We start from the raw sequence: 15,421 nt of genomic DNA, 5'->3' as shown, positions 1-15,421 counted from the left end.
ACAACCATGCCCCATATATCCTTGACGGCTGCTGAAGTGGCGGCGATCGCCCAGGTTGAGTCCACCTCTAATATCCTGCGTCTGATGACCCGCATGACGTCTTTGCGTTTTGCGGCTATCGCCAAGGTGACCGAAGCTCAATGGATCGCCTGTGCGGTACACGATGAAGTGCATTTCGGCATCGGCGCCGGTGACGAGTTGGCGTTGGAGTCGACCCTGTGCAACGAGGTGCGCCAGCATCATCAGCGCATTGTTTTCGAGCATGCCAGTGCCGACCCCAAGTTCGCTAACCACCCGATCCCCAAGCAGTATGGCATCGAGAGTTACGTGTCGATCCCCATCATCAAGGCCGATGGCGTCTTCTTCGGCACCCTGTGCGCTATGGACCCGCAGCCCATGCGGTTTGCCGACCCACAGTTGTTGGAAACCCTAGGCATCTTCGCTCAGCTGATCGCCACGAATCTGGATATGCAAGAGCGCGTCGCCAATGCCCTGGACGAAGAGGTCGCGGTGGCCATTCAGGGCAAGGCCCGGCAGATCTTTCAGCTTAGCCAGGACGCCAGCGTGCGTGACCTGGCCCTGCAAATCGAGCACCACCTCAGCAGCCGCGATAACCAGGCCATGCGCTCCAAAGCCGAAACCGCTGAGGCGTCCGCCGTGTAGGAGGGGCCTTGGCCCCGATCTTTTGATTTTTAATTGATCCTTCGCCAGAAATTATAAGAGCTCGGGGGCAAGCCCCCTCCTACGGGCAGCGGCATATTTGACACCGCTGACCGTAGGAGGGGCCTTGGCCCCGAGCTTTTAATCTTTGCTATTGTCCTACCCGTAAATTTGTACCAAGGAGTTTCATATGCCTGAAGAAGGCAATCTATTGCAGGCCGCTGTGGTGTTTTTGTTCGCGGCTGTGTTGGCGGTGCCTCTGGCCAAACGCTTGCAACTGGGCGCGGTGCTCGGTTATCTGCTCGCGGGGGTGATCATTGGCCCGGCCGTGCTGGGGTTGATCGGCGACCCGCAAAGCGTGGCGCACTTTTCCGAGTTGGGCGTAGTGCTGTTGTTGTTCATCATCGGCTTGGAGCTCTCGCCACGGCGTTTATGGCTGATGCGCAAAGCGGTGTTCGGCGTCGGCCTGGCTCAGGTGCTCTGTACTGCCCTGGTGCTGGGTTGCATTGCCCGCTTCGGCTTCGCCCAGCCGCTCAATACCTCGGTGGTGCTGGGCTTGGGCCTGGCGCTGTCGTCCACGGCGTTCGGCCTGCAGAGCCTGGCCGAGCGCAAGGAACTGAACCGCCCCCATGGCCGGCTGGCTTTCGCCATTTTGCTGTTTCAGGACATCGCGGCGATCCCGCTGATTGCCCTGGTGCCATTCCTGGCCGGCGGTGCCCACGAAACCAGCATGGCCGAAGACGTGCGCCACGGCTTGCAGGTATTGGCCAGTATCGCAGTGGTGGTGGTCGGCGGTCGCTATCTACTACGGCCGGTGTTTCGCGTCGTAGCCCGCACCGGGTTGCAAGAAGTGTCCACTGCAACCGCCTTGCTGGTGGTCATAGGCACCGCCTGGCTGATGGAACTGGTGGGGGTGTCCATGGCGCTTGGGGCTTTTTTGGCCGGGCTGTTGCTGGCCGACTCCGAGTATCGGCACGAACTGGAAGCGCAAATCGAGCCATTCAAAGGCCTGCTATTGGGCCTGTTCTTCATCAGCGTTGGAATGGGTGCCAACCTGTCGCTGCTGGGCAGCGAACCCTCGGTGGTGCTGGGTTTGACCCTGTTGCTGGTGGCGGTGAAGCTGCCGCTGCTAGCCGCCGTCGGGCGCTGGGGGGGTGGGCTCAGCGGGCAGAGCGCCGTGCGCCTGGGGGTAGTGCTAGCCGCTGGGGGTGAATTCGCCTTTGTGGTGTTCAAGATCGCCCGCGACCATGCGCTGTTCGACCAAGCTTTGTACGACCTATTGGTGCTGTGCATCACCTTATCCATGGCGATCACGCCACTGTTGCTGCTATTGGTCACCCGTTGGCTCAAACCCAAGACGACCCAGCGGGAAGTGCCAGAGGCGTATCGCAATATCGATGCCGAGACGCCGCGGGTGGTGATTGCCGGCATGGGCCGTATGGGCCAGATCGTCGCGCGGATCCTGCGTGCGCAAAACATTCCATTCGTGGCCCTAGACACCTCGGTGGACTCGATCGAGTTTTCTCGCAGCTTCGGCGACGTGCCGGTGTTTTACGGCGATCCCCTGCGCCCCGAGATTCTGCGCGCGGCCAAGGTTGACCAAGCCGAGTACTTCGTCATCGCCACCGATGACCCCGACACCAATATCAAGACCGCTGAGCTGGTGCACAGGCTTTACCCGCATCTGCACATCATTGCCCGTGCGCGCAATCGCCAGCACGTGCACCGGCTGGTGGATGTTGGCGCCCAGGCGGTCCGCGAAACCTACCATTCCAGCCTGGAGATGAGCCGGCAGACCTTACTCGGGCTAGGCCTGAGCCAGGCCCAGGCGGATGCGCGGATCAAACGCTTTAAACATCATGATGAGCAGGTCCTGCAGGCTCAGCACCTGGTTTACGATGACGCCGCCAAGGTGATGCAGACCGCCCAGCAGGCCCGTGCGGAACTGGCGCGGCTGTTCGAGTCAGACCTTGAGGAAGAACAGAAACGCGGCGCCAAGACCCTTAAGCCGTGAACCGGAGTGCCTCTACTGCACCCCTTCGTTTGCGCCCGCCATCGGTAGGCTAAATCTTCTGTAGCAGGCCCAGCAACTGGCTGCGCTCGGCATCATTGAGCGCAGCGGTCGCTTCGCGGTCACTTTCAGCGGCCAGGGCTTTGAGCTGCACTAACAGCGCTTGGCCGGCAGGGCTGAGAAATACGCCATAGGCGCGTTTGTCCTGTTGGCCGCGCACCCGCTCAGCTAACCCGCGGGTTTCCAACTTGTTCAACAAGGGCACCAGTTGCGGCGGTTCGATCGCCAGATGCCGAGCCAGGTCAGCCTGCATCAGGCCCGGCTCATTGTCGATGATGACCATCGCAGTGAACTGCGCGGGGCGCAGGTCGAACTCGGCCAGGCGCGCCACGAGTTGTTGAAATACCTTTAACTGCGCGCGGCGCAGTGCGTAACCCACCAAGGTATCGAGGGTGACTGCGCTGTGGGGGCCGAGGCTGGGTGTGGCGGTTGAGCTCATGGGGCAAGGTCCAGATGATTAAACCAATTAACGATTCTCGCACCCGTGGGTGGCCATGACCAGCGCTCGGAACTGTCGAACCCTGGCTGGGGTCAAGTGATCACCCCGTTTGATAGAAGCTTGAGGAACCACCATGAATATTTTCGAAGCCCTACGTGACAGCCATGAACGCCAGCGCAGCTATGCCGATGCCCTGATCCAGACCCACGGCGACAGCGCCGAGCGGGCCGAAGCGTACAAACGCCTCAAGGAAGAACTGCAAGCCCACGAGACCGCCGAAGAGCGCCACTTCTACATTCCGCTCATGGCCCATGACAACGGCATCGACCCCAGCCGCCACGCCATTTCCGAGCACCACGAAATGGACGAGATGATGGAGACACTCGACGAAACCGAAATGTCCAGCCCGGCCTGGTTAGCAACGGCGAAGAAACTGGCGGAGAAGGTGCACCACCACCTGAAGGAAGAAGAACAGAAGTTCTTCCAGATGGCGGGCAAGCTACTGGACGATAAACAGAAAGAAACCCTGGGCGGCAAATACCTGAAAGAGCATAAGGAGCTGTTGGCTTCCTAGTAGGGGCGATGGCCACTACGCGCGCTCGACCGCCAGGGCGACCCCCTGGCCACCGCCGATGCACAGCGTGGCTAGGCCTTTGCGCGCATCGCGGTGGACCATCTCGTGCAGCAGCGTCACCAATACCCGGCACCCTGACGCCCCAATAGGATGGCCCAAGGCGATGGCGCCGCCATTGACGTTGACCTTGCTGGGGTCCCAGCCGAGCGCTTGACCCACTGCCAGAGCCTGCGCCGCGAAGGCCTCGTTGGCTTCGATCAGGTCCAGTTGGGCGAGCTGCCAACCAGCTTTGTCCAGGCAGCGGCGCGTGGCCGATACCGGGCCGATGCCCATCAGCGCAGGGTCGACCCCGGCACTGGCATAACTGGCGATCCGGGCCAGGACGGGAAGCTGGAGGCTGGCAGCCTTGCTTGCACTCATCAGCAGCACCGCAGCGGCGCCGTCGTTTAACGAAGACGCGTTGCCGGCGGTGACACTGCCGTCTTTTTTGAACGCTGGGCGTAGCGCGGCCAGGGCCTGGGCGGTGGTGCCGGGGCGCGGTTGCTCGTCGGTGTCGAAGCTGAGGGCAGGGCCTTTGCGTTGGCTGACCTGAATCGGCGTGATCTCAGCCTTGAAGCGCCCGGCCTCCACGGCTGCCTGAGCCTTCGCCTGGGAGTCTGCGGCAAAGGCGTCCTGGGCTTCGCGGCTGATGGCGTAGTGTTGCGCCAGATTCTCTGCGGTTACGCCCATGTGGTAGTCGTTGAAGGCATCCCACAAGCCATCGGTGATCATGCTGTCGACAACCTGCCCATGGCCCATGCGCAAGCCCGTGCGGGCTCCTGGCATCAGGTAGGGGGCCAGGCTCATGTTTTCCATGCCGCCGGCGATGATTACTTCAGCGTCGCCACAGCGAATGGCCTGTGCGCCCAGGTGCACAGCCTTGAGGCCGGACCCACAGACTTTGTTCAAAGTCATGGCGGGCACCGCGTGGGGCAGGCCTGCCAGCAATGCCGCTTGGCGCGCCGGGTTCTGCCCAGCGCCAGCAGTCAAGACTTGGCCTAGAATCACTTCATCGACAGCCTCTGGGGCCAGCCCGGTGTGTTCGAGCAGGCGACTGATCACTGCAGCGCCCAGTTCGACCGCAGGCACACTGGCCAGCGCACCCTGGAAACTGCCGACAGCGGTACGGGTGGCGGCGACGATGACGACATCTTGCATGCAGGGATCCCCTTATTGTTGTGCGAGCGACGGTAGCCGCCGCGAGGTAAGGGGTTGATTGTCACGCGCCGAGCCGGTTTTGATAAATGAGTTTTTCAAACCAATCGCTACGAATGAGCAATCAATGGGTCGTCAACCGCCGGTCATGTTCATAAAGCGCACCACCTGTACATCGTCATTCAGTTCGAACTGATGGGACCAGGGTTTGAGCTGCATGGCCGCGATGATCGCCTGTTCGAGTTTTTCCGGGTGGCCGGGGTGGCTGCGTAGAACGCTCTTGAGGTCGGCCGAGTGTTCATTGCCCAGGCACAGCAACAGCCGCCCCTCGACGGTCAGGCGCACCCGATTGCAGGTGGCGCAGAAGTTGTGGCTGTGTGGCGAAATGAAGCCCAGGCGGATGTCGGGCGCTTCGGCCAGCCGCCAGTAGCGGGAAGGCCCCTGGGTCGACTCGGTGGACGGCACCAGCGTATAGCGCTCGGCAATTTTCTCGCGCACTTGCTCGCTGGAGAAAAACGCCTCGGCGCGGCTGTGTTCGCTGATGACTCCCAAGGGCATTTCTTCGATAAACGAAATGTCCAGGCCGCGTTCGATAGCGAAGGTCACCAGGTCGGTGACTTCATGGTCGTTGCGCCCCCGCATCACCACACAGTTGAGCTTGGTGTGAACGAAGCCCGCCGCGTTGGCAGCGTCGATGCCTTCGATGACCTTGCTCAGGTCGCCCGTGCGGGTCAGTTCGCGGAAACGCTGGGGGTCGAGGCTGTCGAGGCTGATGTTGAGGCGCTTGAGCCCGGCGTCGAACAAGGGCTGAGCCAATTTGCCCAGTTGCGAGCCGTTAGTGGTCATGCACAGCTCTTGTAAGCCCGGCAGTGCCGCGATACGCCGGCATAGATCGACGATGCCGGCGCGCACCAGAGGCTCGCCCCCGGTCAGGCGGATCTTGCGCGTGCCCAGGGCGACGAAACTGGCGGCGATTTGTTCGAGTTCTTCCAGGCTGAGGATCTGCTGGCGTGGCAGGAAGGTCATGTCTTCAGCCATGCAGTAGACACAACGAAAATCACAGCGGTCAGTGACCGACATGCGCAGGTAGTCGACTTTGCGTGAAAAACCGTCTTTCAACATCCGCTTAGACATAGGCACCAGGGGGTCGAGGCATTTCTTTATAGAACGGCAGGGTCATAAAGAGGACCTTCCAGGCCCGCGCAGGTTTCACCGAGTGTGGCTGCAAGGCTAACGCGGCGCGGCGACAGGGTCCAATTGCTTGATTGTATCGGCTGATTGAAGCGATTGATGAGGCGCGCTGAAAAAAGCTCAAGGCCTGCAGGGGCCGCAGCAGTTGATCTTTGTGCGCATCTGCCCTAACGTCGGCGCGCTTTCATTTGCACCTGGGGCAGGAAGCCGGTGAGAACCCGGCGCGGTCGCGCCACTGTATACGCGGGTCAACCCGCGTGAGCCAGACCTTGCCCCAGGCCTTCCCGCTTCTTATTGGACGCGTTATCCAAGGAGTTCTCCGTGATATCAGGTTATTTTCGCCCGGCGCTATTGGTTTTGGGCGTGGTGGCTGCGCTGCCAGCGTTCGCCGCCCCGGGCGGTACCCAGTACCCGCTGATACTGAGCAACTGTGGGCAACAGCTGAGCTTTGCCCAAGCGCCCCAGCGCGTGGTCAGCCTGGGCCAGGCCAGCAGCGAAATTCTGCTGTCCCTGGGCCTGGCGCCACGCATGGTCGGTACCGGTGTCTGGTTCGGGCCTCTGCCCGAAGCGTTGCAGGCGGCTAACGCAAAGGTGCCACGCCTGGCGGACAACGCGCCGAGTTTCGAAAAGGTGGCCAAGGCCAATCCAGACCTGGTGACGGCGCAGTACACCTACCACATAGGCCCCAGCGGTGAGGTCGCGACTCCTGAGCAGCTGACGGCGCTGGGTATTGCCTCCTATGTTTCGCCCAGCGACTGCGAGGGCAAAGGCGTGACGACGACGTCCAATGCCGATGGCAGCCGCAGCGCGCCGTTTTCCCTGGCCTTGATCGACCGCGAAATCAACGAGCTGGCGACCATTTTCGATGTGCAGGCGACCGGTGAGCGGTTGCTCACCCAGTTGCACCAGCGCATCGACGATGCGGTGCAGAAGGTCAAACGTGATCAGCCCAAACCCTTGTCGGTGGTGTATTGGTTTTCCAGCACACGCCTGGAAGGCGACCCATGGGTGGCTGGTCGCAACGGGGCACCGGGTTATGTCAGCGAGGTGTTGGGGCTGCGCAACATCATCGAGAGCGACGAGGAATGGCCTGGCGTGAGCTGGGAGAACATTGCCGCGCGCAACCCTGAAGTGATCGTAGTGGCGCGGATGGAGCGCCGCTTGTACCCGGCCGACGACGTCGACAAGAAAATCGCCTTCCTGCGCAATGATCCGGTGACCCGCGAGCTGGACGCCGTACGCAATAATCGCATCGTGGTGGTCGACGCCCAGTCGTTGAACCCGTCCATGGACGTGGTGCGCGCCATCGAGGGGGTCGCCGCAGGCCTGCAAGGCGCGAGCCCGGCCCGGTGATCAGCGGGCTGGCAGGCGAGCGCGGGCTGCGCTGGCGGCTGCTCCTGGCGGCGCTGGCGCTGGCCAGCCTAGGCGTATCGATTGCCCTGGCGGTATCGATCGGCGAAATGCGCATCCCCTTGCCGACCACGGTTAAGGCCATCCTCAATGGCCTGGGGTTGGGGACGTATACGGTGCAACGCATCGAGCAGGGCATCGTCTGGGAATACCGCCTCAGCCGCGCCCTGGTCGCCGCCTGCTGCGGCGCTGGCCTGGCGATTTGTGGGGCGGTGCTGCAAGCGCTGCTGCGCAACGTGCTGGCCGAACCTTACGTGCTGGGGATTTCTGCCGGCGCCTCCACCGGCGCGGTGGTGGTCATGCTATTGGGGATCGGCGGCGGGGTAGTGGGGATTTCCCTGGGCGCGTTCCTGGGCGCTGGCCTGGCGTTCGCCATGATCCTGCTGCTGGCGGCCGGGGTGCGAGGCGGGCCCAGCCAGGTGATCCTTGCGGGTGTCGCGGGCTCGCAGCTATTCAACGCATTGACGGCCTATATCGTTTCTACCTCGGCCAACGCCGAGCAAGCGCGCAGTGTGATGTTCTGGCTGCTGGGCAGCCTGGGTGGGGTGCGTTGGCCAGACGTCTGGCTGGTGGCTGTGGTGGTCGGCTTTGGCTTGCTGGTATGCCTGTACCTGGCACGTACCCTCGACGCTTTCGCCTTTGGTGAAGACGCAGCGGCGAGCCTGGGTGTGTCCGTAGGCCGTGTGCGTTTGCTGTTGTTCGCCGTCACGGCTTTGATTACCGCCACCATTGTCAGCGTGGTCGGTGCTGTCGGCTTTGTCGGGCTGGTGGTGCCGCACATGGCGCGGTTTCTGGTCGGGCCGGGCCACTTACGGCTGTTACTGGCCTCGGTGCTCATCGGGGCGAATTTCATGGTGCTGGCCGATATCGTTTCCCGGGTCATCGTACCGGGCCAGGTCTTGCCGATTGGCGTGGTCACCGCCCTGGTGGGCGCTCCGGCGTTTGCCTTGATCCTCTACCGCACGAGGCGCGCCACATGAGCCTGTCACTGAGTGGCGTGAGTTGGACCGCCGGTGGCCGGTTGATTCTCGACGACGTCAGCCTGGAGGTTCCCCCAGGGGGGCTACTGGGCCTGATCGGCCCGAATGGGTCGGGTAAGTCTTCGCTGCTGCGCCTGCTGGCTGGCCTACGTGCACCTAGCCAGGGTTCGGTCTGTCTGGATGGGCAGCCTTTGGCGAAGCAGCCGCGGCGTCAGGTAGCCCGCCAAGTCGCATTGGTCGAGCAACACGCGGCCACCGAGGTCGACATCAGTGTGTTGGAGGTGGTGCGTTTGGGCCGCACGCCCCATCGTTCGCCGCTGTCGCCCTGGCGCCAGGACGACGATCTGATCGTCGAACGGGCACTGGCTCAGGTCGGTTTGTGGCACCGCAAGGACCAGTATTGGCAGACCTTGTCCGGTGGTGAACGCCAGCGCGCCCAAATCGCCCGTGCCCTGGCCCAGGAGCCCAGCGAGCTGTTGCTCGACGAGCCGACCAATCATCTGGACATCCAGCACCAGCTCGAACTGCTGCAACTGGTGCGCAGCCTGCCACTGACGTGCGTCATGGCGATCCATGACCTGAACCTGGCGGCCATATTCTGCGACCTGCTGGTGGTACTCAAAGAGGGCCGAAAAGTGGCTTGCGGCAGCCCTGCCCAGGTGCTGAACGCTGGGTTGATCGAGCAGGTGTATGGCGTCAGGGCCGATGTCGTGCTGACGGAAAATGGCCGGCCCCATGTGCGCTATTTACTAGGCTGAGCCGCGTCGGCGAAGGGAGTTCAGTTGCCCAGCAGCGCCGCCAGCCGGCGGATAATTTCGTCGATCTGCCCATCGTCCACGGTCAACGGCGGCAGCAGGCGGATCGTGGTGCCCCGGGCGACGTTGATCAGCAAGCGCTGTTCATCGGCGGCCCGGCGCACCAGGTCCCGCGCTGGGCTGTGCAGCTCTATGCCCACCATCAAGCCTAAACCGCGCAACTGTTTTACGCAGGGCAGGTGCCCCACGGCGGCGCGCAAACCCTCCAGCAGGCGCTGCCCCTGGCGGGCGGCGTTGGCGGGCAGGCCTTCTTGTTCAACGATATCGAGCACGGTGCAAGCGACCCTGCACGCCAGCGGGTTACCGCCAAAGGTACTGCCGTGGCTGCCAGGCGTGAACAACTGAGCCACCTGGGCCCGGGCCAGGCAGGCGCCGATGGGGATCCCATTGCCCAGGGCTTTCGCCAGAGTCATAACGTCGGGCAGGATGCCTTCGTGCTGAAACGCAAACCACTGGCCGGTGCGGCCGATACCGGTCTGGATCTCGTCAAGCATCAGCAACCAGCTTTGCTGGTCGCACAGGGCGCGCAGCGCTTTTAGATAGCCCGGCGGCGCTACCCGCACGCCGCTCTCACCTTGCACCGGCTCTACCAGCACGGCGCAGATCCGTTCGCCGAAGGCTTGGGTCAGGTCGTGGAGCACGGACAACTCACCGAACGGCACCCGCAGGAACTCCCCAGGTAATGGCTTGTAACCCAAGCGCACCGCCGAGCAATCGCTGGCGGCCAGGGTGCCGAGGGTGCGTCCGTGAAAAGCGTTTTCCATGACCACCACTAGGGGCCGCTCAATACCCCGGTGCTGGGCATACAAACGCGCGAGCTTGAGCGCTGTTTCGTTGGCTTCGGCACCAGAGTTGTTGAAAAACGCCTGTTCCATGCCCGACACCTGGGCCAAGCGTGCCGCCAGGCGTTGCTGCCATTGGATGCCGTAGTGGTTAGAGGTGTGCAGCAGTTGCCCGGCCTGCTCGCGAATGGCGTCGACCACCCGCGGGTGGCAGTGGCCAACACTGGTCACCGCGACCCCAGCCAGGGCATCGAGGTACTCTCGCTGTTCGCCGTCCCACAGCTTGCAGCCTGCGCCGTGGCTGAAGCTCATCGGTAAGGGTTGATAGGTGGGCATCAGGTGGTGGGCAGGCATGGCGTGGGTCTCCGTCAGGTGTTCGCGCAGTATCCTTTGCCCATCAGGGACGGATAAATAGCGCGTTTATTGCAACACCTTGAAGCCCTACTTGATAATTGCCGGGTTTAGGAAAGGAAGCCTCCATCCACATTCAACGCAGCGCCAGTGGTGTAGCTGGAGGCGGCACTGGCCAGGTATAACACCGCCCCGGCCATTTCGGCTGGCGCGGCCACCCGCTTGAGTGGTACCTGTTGCAGCACACCCTGGAGGATGGCCGGGTTGCTCACCAGGGCGGAGGCGAATCGGGTGTCGGTCAAGCCGGGCAGCAGGGCGTTACATCGGATACCGAACGCCGCGCATTCTTTGGCGAACACCTTGGTCATGTTGATCACGGCGGCCTTGGTCATGGAGTAGACACCCTGGAACGCCCCGGGCGACACCCCGTTGATCGACGCCACGTTGATGATGCTGCCAGCGCCGCGTTCGCGCATGAGTTTGCCGGCTTCCACAGACATAAAGAAATAGCCGCGGATATTAACGTCCACGGTCTTCTGGAACGCGGCCGGGTCCGTGTCCAAGACATTGCAGAACTGGGGGTTGGTGGCCGCGTTGTTGACCAGCACGTCCAAGCGGCCGAAGCGCTGGCGGATCTCGCTGAATAACTGGGTGATCTGCTCGAGCTCGCCGATATGGCAGGCCAGTGCGGTGGCCTGGCCGCCCTCGTCGCGGATCGCCTGGGCGACCGCTTCGCAGCCGCCCAGCTTGCGGCTGCAGACGATCACATGGGCGCCCTGTTGTGCCAACAAATGAGCGATGGCAGCGCCGATGCCGCGGCTGGCACCGGATACCAGGGCGACCTGGCCGTCGAGGTCGAACAGTTCGGTCTTGCTCATGGGCGCGGACTCCCTGGTATACGCGGGCGGGGTTCAGCCGGTTTCAGACGGGAAACAGTTCGCTCAGTTTCATCGCCAGCATCATGTCCCCTTCAGCGCGCAGCTTGCCGCCCATAAAGGCTTGCATGCCGTCGGTTTCACCGCTGACGATGCCTTCCAGGGTTTCGCTGTCCATCACCAGGGTCACGTTCGCGTCAGGGTTCTCGCCTTCCTGCAGTTCGCAGGTGCTGTCCTTGACGATCAGGTTGAAGTGTTTGCTTTCGTCGATGCGAAAGCCAAAGATCAGGTCCAGGCCAGCGGCAGCGGCCGGGTTGAATTTGGCTTGCATGGTTTTTACGGCGTCAGCTACGGAGGTCATGGCGCGGTCCTTTTTTTGGAGGTAGGCAGTAATAGCGGTGATGAAAGTCTAGCGAGGGTAGGGGTGGGCCAGGCGCCTGTCAATAAAAAAACATACGCTTGTTTGAATTGCCGAATCGCGCTCGTCTGCAACGCACTGGCAGGCGTCGAGCCCCCCCGGTATGCTTGGCCGATACTATTGTCCTGCGGTGTTGCGGGGCCTTTCGCAATGAGGAGTTGCTGTGGATTTTCTAGCCGATTACGCCGGCTTTCTGGCCCGTACCGTGACCTTGGTCGTGGCTATCATTGTCGTGTTGGTGGCCATTGCTGCGCTGCGCGGTAAAGGGCGGCGCAAGGCCGCTGGCCAGTTGCAAGTCAGTAAACTCAACGATTTCTACAAAGGCTTGCGCGAACGTCTCGAAGCCAACCTGCTCGACAAGCATCAGCTTAAAGCCTTACGCAAAGAGCAAAGCAAGGCGCAGAGCAAGACCGACAAAAAGCAGAAGAACAAACCCGACAGTAAGGCGCGGGTTTTCGTGCTCGACTTCGACGGCGATATCAAGGCATCGGCCACCGAGAGCCTACGCCATGAGATCACCGCCGTACTGACCCTGGCGACGTCCCGCGATGAAGTGGTACTGCGCCTGGAAAGCGGCGGCGGCATGGTCCACAGTTATGGCCTGGCGTCCTCGCAACTGGCACGTATTCGCCAGGCGGGTGTGCCACTTACCGTGTGCATCGACAAAGTCGCGGCCAGCGGCGGCTACATGATGGCCTGCATTGGCGAGAAGATCATCAGCGCCCCGTTTGCGGTGCTGGGCTCCATCGGGGTAGTGGCGCAATTGCCGAACGTCAACAAGCTGCTGAAAAAGCACGACATCGATTTTGAAGTGCTCACGGCCGGTGAGTACAAGCGCACCTTGACGGTATTTGGCGAAAATACCGAGAAGGGTCGGGAAAAATTCCAGGAAGACCTAGACGTCACCCATAAACTATTCAAAAGCTTCGTGGCCCATTACCGGCCGCAGTTATCGATTGATGAAGTGGCTACCGGTGAAGTCTGGCTGGGTATGACGGCGCTGGAGAAGCAGCTGGTGGACGAGCTCAAGACCAGCGACGAATACCTGGCCGAGCGCGCCAAGCAGGCTGAGGTGTTCCACCTGCACTATGCCGAGCGCAAGAGCCTGCAGGAGCGAGTAGGGTTGGCCGCGGCGGTGTCGGCGGACCACCTGTTGACCAGGGTGTGGGGGCGTTTGAGCGGTCAGCGGTTCTGGTGATTGCAACGTATGAAAAGATCGGGGCCAAGGCCCCTCCTACGTTGGTAGGAGGGGCCTTGGCCCCGATCTTTTCCGTTTAACGGCGACGAAACAGCGGCTGTGGTTCGTCGCTGGCGGCCTGGTAGGTCACGGAAAAGTCTTTCAGGCTTTCCAGCGCTTCGTACGGGTCTTTGTCCGGGCGTAGGGCAAAGGCATCGAAGCCGCAGCGGTGCAGGTAGAAGAGTTGATCACGCAACACATCGCCAATGGCTCGCAACTCGCCCTTGAACCCATAACGATCACGTAACAGGCGCGCATTGGAGTAGTTGCGGCCGTCGGTGAAAGACGGGAAGTTCAAGGCAATCACTTGAAATTCATTGGCCTGGTCGCCAATTTCTTCGGCTTCTTCGTCGCTGTCTAGCCACACCCCAAGGCCGCCGTCGCGGGCTTTCAGGGCGTGCCCGTGTTCGCGCCAAAGGGCCAGCGGCACGATCAGGTCGTCGCAGTTGCTGATGCCGTCGAAGCTTGCGTCCTTGGGCAGCAGGTGCCAGGTTTCGTCGACGACTTCATTGTTCTTAATGATTCGCTGCATAGACGCGCTCCTTGAAGGGCTCAATGCCGATACGCTGGTAGGTGTCGATGAAGCGTTCGTCTTCGGTGCGCTTCTCCACGTAAACATCGATCAGCTTGCCGATCACATCAGGCATGGCATCCTGGGCGAACGAAGGGCCGAGAATCTTGCCCAGGCTGGCGTCACGGCTGGCGCTGCCACCCAGGGACACTTGGTAAAACTCTTCGCCTTTCTTATCCACCCCAAGAATGCCGATGTGGCCCACGTGGTGGTGGCCGCAAGCGTTCATGCAGCCAGAAATGTTCAGGTCAAGCTCGCCAATGTCGAACAGGTAATCCAAGTCGTCAAAGCGACGCTGGATCGACTCGGCGATTGGAATCGATTTAGCGTTGGCCAGAGAGCAGAAGTCGCCGCCAGGGCAGCAGATGATATCGGTCAGCAGGCCCACGTTCGGCGTGGCGAAGCCACCCTCACGGAGCTCGCCCCACAGCTCGAAGAGGCGGGTTTGCTCGACATCGGCCAGGATGATGTTCTGCTCATGGGACGTACGCAGTTGGCCGAAGCTATAGCGGTCGGCCAGGTCAGCGACGGCGTCCAGTTGCTTGTCGGTGATATCACCGGGGGCGACGCCCGTCGGTTTCAGCGACAGAGTCACCGCCACGTAGCCCGGCTGTTTGTGGGCCAGGGTGTTACGGCTGCGCCAGCGCGCGAACCCAGGGTGTTCTTCGCCCAAGCGGTTGAGCTCAGCGTCGAACACCGGCAGGGTTTTGTAGTCGGGGTCGACGAAGTGCTTGGCGACCCGTTGCAGCTCGGCTTCGGTCAGCGTCGTGCTGCCGCCGCGCAAGTGGGCCATCTCGGCCTCGACTTTCTCGGCAAACACCTGGGGCGTCAGCGCCTTGACCAGAATCTTGATACGCGCCTTGTACTTGTTATCGCGCCGACCGTAGCGGTTATAGACCCGCAGGATAGCGTCTAGGTAGCTGAGGAGGTCTTGCCAAGGCAGGAATTCATTAATGAATGCGCCCACCACCGGCGTGCGGCCTAAACCGCCGCCCACCAGCACGCGGAAGCCCAACTCGCCGGCCTCATTACGCAGCGGCTCGAGGCCGATGTCATGCACTTCAATGGCGGCGCGGTCGCTGGTGGAGCCATTCAGCGCAATCTTGAACTTGCGCGGCAGGTAGGCGAATTCCGGGTGGAAGGTGGTCCACTGGCGAATGATTTCGCACCAGGGCCGCGGGTCTACCAATTCGTCGGCAGCCACACCCGCAAACTGGTCGGTGGTGACGTTGCGCAGGCAGTTGCCGCTGGTCTGAATCGCGTGCATTTGCACGGTGGCCAGTTCAGCCAGAATGTCCGGGATGTCTTCCACGGCGGGCCAGTTGAACTGCACGTTCTGCCGGGTACTGATGTGGGCATAGCCCTTATCGAAGTCGCGGGCGATCTTCGCCATCATGCGGGTCTGCCGCGAGGTCAGTTGGCCGTAGGGCACGGCGACTCGCAGCATGGGCGCGAAGCGCTGGATATAAAGCCCATTCTGCAAGCGCAGGGGGCGAAATTCTTCTTCGCTCAACTCCCCGGCCAGATAGCGGCGGGTCTGGTCACGGAACTGCTTGACGCGGTCCTCGATGATCTGTTGATCGTACTCGTCGTAAACGTACATGGTAGTCCTGTTCTCAGGCTGCTAACGGCAAATCTGCGCGCACGGCCGCGCACTCCCAGCGGAGCCGACGGACAATAACAGTTTGGTAATATGCGTAAAAGTGAACTTTTAATATATGCCCATAACTGAATGGTCTAACGGTTCCATGGGTGGTTAATATCCCTGCTTGTGCAAAGGGCATTCGTAGGCTTAACTCCAGGTTGCGTCCACACAATAATCACAAGAGACGAAGCCTAATGAACAACTCTGC

The 15,421-nt window shown here is 61.6% G+C and carries 14 protein-coding genes, 1 pseudogene and 1 riboswitch; of the genes and pseudogenes, 7 read left to right on the top strand and 8 right to left on the bottom strand.

All coding sequences use genetic code 11. The features are described 5' to 3' along the window. Nucleotides 1-6: 6 nt before the first annotated feature. Nucleotides 7-465, top strand: a pseudogene (locus QCL65_RS14375) (GAF domain-containing protein); the annotation flags it as partial. Nucleotides 466-850: 385 nt separating this feature from the next. Continuing rightward, nucleotides 851-2,674 carry a monovalent cation:proton antiporter-2 (CPA2) family protein gene (locus QCL65_RS14370; RefSeq protein ID WP_407309701.1) on the top strand — a complete coding sequence of 608 codons (1,824 nt, stop codon included), beginning with the start codon at nucleotides 851-853 and terminating at the stop codon, nucleotides 2,672-2,674. 49 nt (nucleotides 2,675-2,723) lie between these two features. Here QCL65_RS14370 and QCL65_RS14365 read toward each other — a convergent pair whose 3' ends face one another. Further along, nucleotides 2,724-3,170, bottom strand: a complete 447-nt coding sequence (locus QCL65_RS14365) for a MarR family winged helix-turn-helix transcriptional regulator (protein WP_407309699.1) — start codon at nucleotides 3,168-3,170, stop codon at nucleotides 2,724-2,726. Between the two features lie 133 nt (nucleotides 3,171-3,303). Here QCL65_RS14365 and QCL65_RS14360 point away from each other — a divergent pair, with 133 nt between their 5' ends. After that, entirely contained in the window at nucleotides 3,304-3,744 is a 441-nt protein-coding gene (locus tag QCL65_RS14360; RefSeq protein WP_407309697.1) for a hemerythrin domain-containing protein, read from the top strand. 15 nt (nucleotides 3,745-3,759) lie between these two features. Here QCL65_RS14360 and QCL65_RS14355 read toward each other — a convergent pair whose 3' ends face one another. Together QCL65_RS14355 and moaA are read right to left on the bottom strand one after the other, a co-directional pair. Then, nucleotides 3,760-4,941, bottom strand: coding sequence for an acetyl-CoA C-acetyltransferase (locus QCL65_RS14355; RefSeq protein ID WP_407309695.1), 1,182 nt, complete (start codon nucleotides 4,939-4,941; stop codon nucleotides 3,760-3,762). Between the two features lie 132 nt (nucleotides 4,942-5,073). Beyond that, the gene (moaA, locus tag QCL65_RS14350; protein WP_407309693.1) at nucleotides 5,074-6,072 is read right to left on the bottom strand and encodes a GTP 3',8-cyclase MoaA; all 999 of its coding nucleotides are present in this window, start codon (nucleotides 6,070-6,072) and stop codon (nucleotides 5,074-5,076) included. Nucleotides 6,073-6,307: 235 nt separating this feature from the next. After that, nucleotides 6,308-6,448, top strand: a riboswitch (adenosylcobalamin (AdoCbl) riboswitch). Between the two features lie 2 nt (nucleotides 6,449-6,450). Between moaA and QCL65_RS14345 the strand changes: the two genes are divergently transcribed. From QCL65_RS14345 to QCL65_RS14335, 3 genes are read left to right on the top strand one after another with little or no spacing between them, the layout of a single operon-like run. Then, complete coding sequence (locus QCL65_RS14345) at nucleotides 6,451-7,482, top strand: ABC transporter substrate-binding protein (RefSeq protein WP_407309691.1); 1,032 nt, start codon at nucleotides 6,451-6,453, stop codon at nucleotides 7,480-7,482. A gap of 38 nt (nucleotides 7,483-7,520) precedes the next feature. Continuing rightward, entirely contained in the window at nucleotides 7,521-8,519 is a 999-nt protein-coding gene (locus QCL65_RS14340) for a FecCD family ABC transporter permease (RefSeq protein WP_407316860.1), read from the top strand. Continuing rightward, on the top strand, nucleotides 8,516-9,277 hold the full coding sequence (locus tag QCL65_RS14335; RefSeq protein ID WP_407309689.1) for an ABC transporter ATP-binding protein: 762 nt from the start codon (nucleotides 8,516-8,518) through the stop codon (nucleotides 9,275-9,277). The genes QCL65_RS14340 and QCL65_RS14335 overlap by 4 nt, the downstream gene beginning before the upstream one ends. Nucleotides 9,278-9,297: 20 nt before the next feature. Here QCL65_RS14335 and QCL65_RS14330 read toward each other — a convergent pair whose 3' ends face one another. From QCL65_RS14330 to QCL65_RS14320, 3 genes are all read right to left on the bottom strand, one after another. Continuing rightward, nucleotides 9,298-10,470: an aspartate aminotransferase family protein gene (locus tag QCL65_RS14330; RefSeq protein WP_407309687.1), complete on the bottom strand. Its 1,173-nt coding sequence runs from the start codon at nucleotides 10,468-10,470 to the stop codon at nucleotides 9,298-9,300. 107 nt (nucleotides 10,471-10,577) lie between these two features. Continuing rightward, complete coding sequence (locus QCL65_RS14325; RefSeq protein WP_407309685.1) at nucleotides 10,578-11,345, bottom strand: SDR family oxidoreductase; 768 nt, start codon at nucleotides 11,343-11,345, stop codon at nucleotides 10,578-10,580. A gap of 43 nt (nucleotides 11,346-11,388) precedes the next feature. Further along, a complete protein-coding gene (locus tag QCL65_RS14320; RefSeq protein WP_407309683.1) occupies nucleotides 11,389-11,703 on the bottom strand; it encodes an SCP2 sterol-binding domain-containing protein in 315 nt (104 codons plus the stop codon). 220 nt (nucleotides 11,704-11,923) lie between these two features. Between QCL65_RS14320 and sohB the strand changes: the two genes are divergently transcribed. Next, complete coding sequence (gene sohB, locus QCL65_RS14315; protein WP_407309681.1) at nucleotides 11,924-12,958, top strand: protease SohB; 1,035 nt, start codon at nucleotides 11,924-11,926, stop codon at nucleotides 12,956-12,958. Nucleotides 12,959-13,034: 76 nt separating this feature from the next. On the opposite strand, the gene QCL65_RS14310 is transcribed toward sohB, so the two are convergent. Together QCL65_RS14310 and QCL65_RS14305 are read right to left on the bottom strand one after the other, a co-directional pair. Beyond that, nucleotides 13,035-13,529, bottom strand: a complete 495-nt coding sequence (locus QCL65_RS14310; protein ID WP_407309679.1) for a DUF934 domain-containing protein — start codon at nucleotides 13,527-13,529, stop codon at nucleotides 13,035-13,037. Then, nucleotides 13,513-15,171 (bottom strand): nitrite/sulfite reductase, encoded by a 1,659-nt coding sequence (locus tag QCL65_RS14305; protein WP_407309677.1) that lies wholly within the window; start codon nucleotides 15,169-15,171, stop codon nucleotides 13,513-13,515. Before QCL65_RS14305 ends, QCL65_RS14310 begins: the two co-directional genes overlap by 17 nt. Between the last annotated feature and the right edge of the window lie 250 nt (nucleotides 15,172-15,421).

The organism is Pseudomonas sp. nanlin1, assembly GCF_045571515.1.
GTDB lineage: Bacteria > Pseudomonadota > Gammaproteobacteria > Pseudomonadales > Pseudomonadaceae > Aquipseudomonas.
The sequence above is the reverse complement of the archived record's forward strand: the minus strand, read 5'-3'. Positions and strand labels throughout refer to the sequence as shown.

Bases quoted from the DNA above. Each gene is read 5' to 3' on its own strand.
- QCL65_RS14370 (WP_407309701.1), top strand. From the start codon at position 851: ATGCCTGAAGAAGGCAATCTATTGCAGGCCGCTGTGGTGTTTTTGTTC.
- QCL65_RS14365 (WP_407309699.1), bottom strand. From the start codon at position 3,170: ATGAGCTCAACCGCCACACCCAGCCTCGGCCCCCACAGCGCAGTCACC.
- QCL65_RS14360 (WP_407309697.1), top strand. From the start codon at position 3,304: ATGAATATTTTCGAAGCCCTACGTGACAGCCATGAACGCCAGCGCAGC.
- QCL65_RS14355 (WP_407309695.1), bottom strand. From the start codon at position 4,941: ATGCAAGATGTCGTCATCGTCGCCGCCACCCGTACCGCTGTCGGCAGT.
- moaA (WP_407309693.1), bottom strand. From the start codon at position 6,072: ATGTCTAAGCGGATGTTGAAAGACGGTTTTTCACGCAAAGTCGACTAC.
- QCL65_RS14335 (WP_407309689.1), top strand. From the start codon at position 8,516: ATGAGCCTGTCACTGAGTGGCGTGAGTTGGACCGCCGGTGGCCGGTTG.
- QCL65_RS14330 (WP_407309687.1), bottom strand. From the start codon at position 10,470: ATGCCTGCCCACCACCTGATGCCCACCTATCAACCCTTACCGATGAGC.
- QCL65_RS14325 (WP_407309685.1), bottom strand. From the start codon at position 11,345: ATGAGCAAGACCGAACTGTTCGACCTCGACGGCCAGGTCGCCCTGGTA.
- QCL65_RS14320 (WP_407309683.1), bottom strand. From the start codon at position 11,703: ATGACCTCCGTAGCTGACGCCGTAAAAACCATGCAAGCCAAATTCAAC.
- QCL65_RS14310 (WP_407309679.1), bottom strand. From the start codon at position 13,529: ATGCAGCGAATCATTAAGAACAATGAAGTCGTCGACGAAACCTGGCAC.
- QCL65_RS14305 (WP_407309677.1), bottom strand. From the start codon at position 15,171: ATGTACGTTTACGACGAGTACGATCAACAGATCATCGAGGACCGCGTC.